Raw genomic sequence first — 6,021 nt, forward strand, 5'->3', positions numbered from 1 at the left:
CCAGGGCGGGCATCAGCATAGCGGCCAAGATAGCTATGATGGCTATGACCACCAACAGTTCGATCAGAGTAAAGGCCTTCTTCATCTTCACGTCCTCCCACTAAATCCGTTCGCTTCGACCCTTCTGTCCTGCGCGTTCATTCCCCTTCTCGGACCCGCCCCTCACCTCCTTTCCAGGCTTGCAGACCCATAGAGACATACGCACCTCGTTCTTTCGAGTGGCCACATGTTACCACCGCCCCCGCAAGTTGTCAAGCAAAAAAACAGGCCCCCGGCCGGCCCCCGCAGCACCCCGGCGGCCGCCCCCGGACCCCGCCGTCGGGCAGTTGAACCCCGCAGCCGCCAAGCCTATAATCGCCCGTCCGGACCCGCGCAGGCACCGCACGCTGACACAGAGGGGTACCCGATGGACGTTCATCCGACGAGCGCACGCACGGTCGTCGTCGGCTGCGGCGGGTGGGGCACGGCCCTGGCCGTCCTGCTCGACGCCGCCGGCCGGCGCGTCACGCTCTGGGGCGTTGACGCCGACTACATGCGCCGCGTCGCCGCAGAGCGCGCCAACCCCCTTTACCTGCCGGGGATCGCCATCGCGGAGTCCATCGGCGTCTCGGCCGACCTGGCCGAGTGCGTGCCGGATGCACACGTGCTTGTGCTGGCGACGCCGACGCCGTACCTGCGCACGGTCTGCACGCGGCTGGCGCCGCACCTGCGCCCGGAGCATCTGCTCGTCAACGTGGCCAAGGGCATCGAGGAAAGCACCCTGCTGCCCGGCAGCGGCGTCATCCGCGACGTCTGCGGCCCCGCCTGCGCCCTGGCCGGGCTGTACGGGCCCAGCCACGCCGAGGAGGTGGCCCGGGGGCGCCCGACGACCGTCGTCGCCACCAGTGACGACCTGCCGGTCGCCGAGACCGTGCAGGACCTGTTCATGGGGCCGGCCTTCCGCGTCTACACGAACACGGACATGATCGGCGCGGAACTCGGCGCCGCCTTGAAGAACGTGATCGCCATCGCCGCCGGCATCTGCGACGGCCTGGCCTTCGGCGACAACGCCAAGAGCGCCCTGCTGACGCGCGGCCTGGCGGAGATCGCCCGCCTGGGCGTGGCGATGGGCGCCCGGGCGGAGACGTTCGCAGGACTGACCGGCCTCGGGGATCTGATCACCACCTGCGTGAGCCCTTACGGGCGCAACCGCGCGGTGGGCATGCGCCTGGCCGCCGGAGAGCGGCTGGACGCCATCGTGGCGGGCATGGACCAGGTGGCTGAGGGCGTGCGCACCACGCGGTCCGTCTGCGCCCTGGCCGATCGCCACGGGGTGGACATGCCCATCAGCCGGGCCGTGCACGGCGTGCTGTTCGACGGACGGGACGCGCGCGAGGCGGCCATGGAGCTGATGGTCCGGGCCCCGCGGTCCGAACACGAAAAGGAGCCGCTGTGAGACGCCGCCCGGCGCTACCCATTGGGGGCCGGGGCGGGCGTCGGGCCCCTGGATAGGAGCATTCGCGATGGCAGGATCGACGGATCTGCGTAAGCGGTTGCTGGCGGAGGTGATGCGCATTCGGGCGGTGGACGTGCATTCGCACGTGCCGGCCGCACAGCCGCATGCCCGCACGCTGCGCGACCTGCTGGGCTACCACTACTACACCGAGCTGGCCCACAGCGCCGGGATGCCGCGCGACGCCCTGGCGCCCGAACGGCCCGACGGGCAGGTGATCCCCGAGATGGTGCGCGCCCTGGCCGCCATCGACAACACGGTCCAGTACGGCTGGCTGATCGAGCTGGCCCGGCAGTTGTTCGGCTTCCCGGACCGCCGCCTCACCGAGGCCAACTGGGAGGGCCTGGCCCGGTCTGTGGCCGCCGCCGCCGAGCGGCCCGGGCGGGCCGCCGAGATCATGGAGCAGTCGAACCTGGAGCGCGTCTTCCTGACCAACGAGGTGGACGAGGACCTGAGCGCCATCGACGGCCGCCTCTTCGTGCCCTCGCTCCGCGTCGACGGGCTGGTGCTGAAGCTGCACGAGCCGGAAGTGCGCGCGGCGCTCGAACGGGGCAGCGGCGTGGCCGTCGGGGACGCCGCCGGCCTGCACCGGGCGCTCGGGGCCGTGATGGACCGGTTCCGGGCGGCCGGCGCGCGCAGCGTCTCCATGTCGCTGCCGCCCGAGTTCCGGATGGTGGAGAGCACGCCGGAGGGGTTCGAGCGCGCCCTGGGCGCCGCCCTGCGCGGCGAGCCGGGCGAGGCGGCCCGGGAACGCGTGCTGCGCTCGGGGATGATGCGGGCGCTCTCCGGGCTGTGCCGGGACTTCGGGTTCCCGTTCCAGATCATGTACGGCGTCGAGCGCATGGCCTATCCGGCGGGCGTGCCGGCCGGCACGGACCTGCCGCGGGCGGGCGACACGCTGCGGGGGCTCCTGCCGCTGATGAACGAGTTCCCGGGCGTAACCTACTGCCTCTCGGTCCTGACCGACAGCCAGGCGCAGGAGCTGGCCGCCTACGGCTGGATCGTGCAGAACGTGGTGCTCAGCGGCCACTGGTGGTACCTGAACGTGCCGGCCTACATGGCGCGCAACCTGGCGGGGCGGCTCCAGTGCGTGCCCAAGACGAAGCTGATCGGCTACTACAGCGACATGTACAAGCTGGAGTTCGGCCTGGCCAAGTTCGACATGTACCGCCGCGTGCTGGCGGGCGTGCTGGCCGCAGACTTCGTCGAGGCCGGCCTGGGCACCGAGGAGGACGCCGTGCGGATCGCGCACCTGCTGCTGCGCGAGAACCCGAAGCGCATCTTCAGCCTGTGAGGCGACGCCGCATGAACGGGCAGACGCACGCAGGCCGCATGGTCGTGTTCTGCGGCATCGACGGCAGCGGCAAGGCGACGCAGACGCGCCTCCTGGCCGAGCGGGCGGAGGCGGCGGGCCGCCGCGTGCACACGATCTCCTTCCCGCGCTACGGGCAGGGGCTGTTCGCCAACCTGATCGAGAGCTACCTGCGCGGCGACTTTGCACCCCGCGCGGCCGACGTGGACCCGCGCCTGGCCGCCCTGCCCTACGCCATGGACCGCTGGCAGGCGGCCCCGCAACTGCGCCGGTGGCTGGCCGAGGACGCGCTCGTCATCTGCAACCGCTACACGGCCGCCAACATGGCCCACCAGGGCGCCAAGCTGCCCCGCGCCGAAGACCGTGCGGCCTTCTACCGCTGGGTGGCCGACCTCGAATACGACGCGCTCGGCCTGCCGCGCCCCGACGCCCAGATACTGCTGGACCTGCCCCCGGGCGTCGCCGCCGGGCTCGTGCGCGGGCGCGACCGGCAGGCCGGCCAGACCGTCCAGGGCGACATCCACGAGGCGGACGCAGGGTACCTCCAGGCGACAGCCCGCGCATACGCCGAGGTGGCCGCCGGCACGCCGGGCCCGTGGCTTGCCGTCCAATGCGTCCGCGACGGCCGGCTGCTGAGCCCCGATCTCATCGCCGAACACGTCCGGGCTTCCCTGCTCCGGGCGGTGCCGGGTATACTATAGCAGCCCGTGTTGAGGGAACCCGCGCAGAGGAAGGGAACACATGAAACGCCATGCCTGGATCCTGACGGCCGCTCTCCTGGCCCTGTCCGGCTGCCTCTTCCGACCCGACACGGTGCCCCTGAAGCCGGCGGACCTGACGCCCGTCGCCGGCCCCCGGGATGCCGGCATCTGGGGCGCGGTGGATGCGGCCCTGCCGGTGGAGGAATCGCCCCGGACGCGCTACCTGAACGCCTCGGACGCGCGCCGGTGCCCGAAGCTGAACCTGCTGACCGAGACGGGCGGAGACATCAAGCTCCGGCCGGGCGAGAGGGGATTCGCCGAACGCGGCACGGTCACCCTGGTGGTCTTCTGCCAGCTCGAGGTGGGCGAAGGGCGCGCCGCCGCACAGCACGTCAGCGACCTGGTGAGCAAGTACGGCCGCTACGGCGTCCGCGCCGTCGGCATCGTGCCCCGAACCCCGCGGTCCCTGGAACTCGCCCGCGTCTTCCCCGACCGCATGGGCCTCCAGTTCCCGATCTACTTCGACGTTCTGAAGGGCCTGAAGGCGATGCGCAAGGCGGTCGGCGCCGACGACGAACTCAGCAAGCTCGTGGCGATCTTCATCGTGGACCGTGAGCAGCGCGTGCGCTTCTACCGGGGCGAGTTCCCCTTCGTGGAGCAGGTCGGAGGCCGCAGGGGCACGCAGCCCGTGCGCCGCCTCGGCCAGCACGACGAGGTGCTGCCGTCGGGCGCCGTGACGCTCGTGGAGAGCACCCCGGAGGGCCGCCGCGTCGAGGACTACCTGCGGATCATCCTCAGCGAGTCCTACTGACCCCCGCCCCCGGGCCGTCAGCGCGTCGCGCGCTCGAAACGGGCCATCACCTGGCCGCGCCGGAACACGGTCACACGCCCGGTCGACTCCGAGATCACGACCGAGACCGCCTGTGTGCTCAGGCTGATCGCCAGGGCCGCCGCGTGCCGCGCCCCCAGGCCCGACTGCAGCCCCGGCGCCGCGTCCTCCGCCCGGATGTAGGCGCCGAAGGCCATGATCACGCCGTCGCCGCGGATCAGGCAGGCCCCGTCGATGCGCGAGAACTCCTTGATGGTCTCCTCCAGGCCCGGATCCAGCACGTTGCGCTCGTTCTCGGCGTAGCCCCGGAAAGGGTTGATGACGAGCTGGTAGCAGCGCCTCTGCACGTTCGGGTAGTCGCCCAGGATGAACGTCGTGCCCAGGGGCCGGCCCTCGCGCCCCTCGCGCGCCAGCGCAGCCGCGAGCCCCAGCACGCGGTCGAAGACGTGCGGGCGGATCCTGCCGGCCTCCAGCTCCGAGAGCAACGACACCAGCACGTCGAACCGCCGCCCCACGTCCACCGCCTCGACCACGTCCATGCGGCCCGCCTCGCCCGACAGGCACACCACGGTGTCCTCGCCCGCGATCAGCCCCTGGGAGAGCGCGAACAGGAACGCCAGCCGGACGCGGTGCTCGCGCCGCAGCCCGTAGCCGGGGGTGACCAGCAACGTCGCCGCCTCCAGCCCCTCCGGCAGTTGCGCGCGGGGATCGCTGCAGACGACCAGCAGCGGCACCTCGCCCTCCCCGCCCTCCAGCAGCCGCAGGTCCAGGCCCTCCTCGGCGATGATCATCAGCCGCGCGGCGCGCGCCTCCCGCGCCAACGACCGGGCATGCCGCAGCATCGTCCGCGAAACGCCCAGCGCCACGTGCCCGACGGCGGCCGACGCCGCATCCTCACGCGGAGGCGACTGCAGGATATCCCACACCTCCTCGGCCGACGCCGCCCGCCTGATGCCCTCCAGCACGGCCGGGCGGCGCAGGGCGTTGGCCACGTCGGCCAGCATCGCCACGTGCTCGTCGCCGTGCTCGCGTCCGCACACGCTCAGGATGACCAGGTTCACGCGCTCGCCGCCGGGCGAGTCCCACGGCACGCCGTCGGGGCTGAACCCCACGGCCACCAAGGGCTTGCCGTAGCCGGGCAGGAAGGCGTGCGGCAGCGCGATCCCCGGGGCGATGCGCGAACTGAGCAGACGCTCGCGTGCGTCCAGAGCCCCCATCACCGCCTCGACGTCCACCTGCCCCTCGCCGGCTCGAAGCACCTCCAGCATCTCCCGCAGGACGCCCGGCTTGGACGAAGACCGCAGGAACACCGTGCGCGCCCGCGTGACGTAGTCGCTCAGCGGCATCGAGACCCTCCCGGCCCGGCCCCGCCTATCCGACCGTGCCGACCTGCCAGAGGACGTAGCTCAACGACGCGATGAGGACCAGGAGGAGCACGTTCTCGACCAGGTAGATCTGAGCGCGTCGGCCCTCCGACCGCAGGCGCCCGTGCAGGAAGAAGCGGCAGAACAGGTAGAGCCCCCCGGCCGTGTAGCCCAGGGCCAGTCCGGCCCCGTGCGCGCCCGTCACGGTGGCAGTGCCGCCCTTCAGACCCGGCAGGAACGTGTGCCCCCACCAGAGCGCAATGAGCCCGTACAGGGCCGATACAGTGCCCACCCCCAGCCCGATGACGTACTGCCGGAACCAG

At 71.9% G+C, this 6,021-nt stretch carries 7 protein-coding genes; 4 read left to right on the top strand and 3 right to left on the bottom strand.

Features of this window, described 5'->3' with window-relative positions; genetic code table 11:
• Nucleotides 1-85, bottom strand: an 85-nt coding sequence (locus GXY85_08580; GenBank protein ID NLW50878.1) for a prepilin-type N-terminal cleavage/methylation domain-containing protein, incomplete at its 3' end; no start/stop codon positions are given.
• Between the two features lie 321 nt (nt 86-406).
• Between GXY85_08580 and GXY85_08585 the strand changes: the two genes are divergently transcribed.
• From GXY85_08585 to GXY85_08600, 4 genes are all read left to right on the top strand, one after another.
• Nucleotides 407-1,435, top strand: coding sequence for an NAD(P)-dependent glycerol-3-phosphate dehydrogenase (locus GXY85_08585; GenBank protein ID NLW50879.1), 1,029 nt, complete (start codon nt 407-409; stop codon nt 1,433-1,435).
• 67 nt (nt 1,436-1,502) lie between these two features.
• Nucleotides 1,503-2,786, top strand: coding sequence for an amidohydrolase (locus GXY85_08590; protein ID NLW50880.1), 1,284 nt, complete (start codon nt 1,503-1,505; stop codon nt 2,784-2,786).
• A gap of 11 nt (nt 2,787-2,797) precedes the next feature.
• Nucleotides 2,798-3,505, top strand: a complete 708-nt coding sequence (locus tag GXY85_08595; GenBank protein NLW50881.1) for a thymidylate kinase — start codon at nt 2,798-2,800, stop codon at nt 3,503-3,505.
• 40 nt (nt 3,506-3,545) lie between these two features.
• The gene (locus GXY85_08600) at nt 3,546-4,316 is read left to right on the top strand and encodes a hypothetical protein (protein ID NLW50882.1); all 771 of its coding nucleotides are present in this window, start codon (nt 3,546-3,548) and stop codon (nt 4,314-4,316) included.
• Between the two features lie 17 nt (nt 4,317-4,333).
• Here GXY85_08600 and GXY85_08605 read toward each other — a convergent pair whose 3' ends face one another.
• On the bottom strand, nt 4,334-5,680 hold the full coding sequence (locus tag GXY85_08605) for a PTS transporter subunit EIIA (GenBank protein ID NLW50883.1): 1,347 nt from the start codon (nt 5,678-5,680) through the stop codon (nt 4,334-4,336).
• A gap of 25 nt (nt 5,681-5,705) precedes the next feature.
• Nucleotides 5,706-6,021, bottom strand: a 316-nt coding sequence (locus GXY85_08610; protein NLW50884.1) for a hypothetical protein, incomplete at its 5' end; no start/stop codon positions are given.

The sequence above is a fragment of the Candidatus Brocadiaceae bacterium genome (assembly GCA_012728835.1).
In the GTDB taxonomy this organism is placed as follows: Bacteria; Planctomycetota; Brocadiia; order SM23-32; family SM23-32; genus JAAYEJ01.

Bases quoted from the DNA above. Each gene is read 5' to 3' on its own strand.
- GXY85_08585 (NLW50879.1), top strand. From the start codon at position 407: ATGGACGTTCATCCGACGAGCGCACGCACGGTCGTCGTCGGCTGCGGC.
- GXY85_08590 (NLW50880.1), top strand. From the start codon at position 1,503: ATGGCAGGATCGACGGATCTGCGTAAGCGGTTGCTGGCGGAGGTGATG.
- GXY85_08595 (NLW50881.1), top strand. From the start codon at position 2,798: ATGAACGGGCAGACGCACGCAGGCCGCATGGTCGTGTTCTGCGGCATC.
- GXY85_08600 (NLW50882.1), top strand. From the start codon at position 3,546: ATGAAACGCCATGCCTGGATCCTGACGGCCGCTCTCCTGGCCCTGTCC.
- GXY85_08605 (NLW50883.1), bottom strand. From the start codon at position 5,680: ATGCCGCTGAGCGACTACGTCACGCGGGCGCGCACGGTGTTCCTGCGG.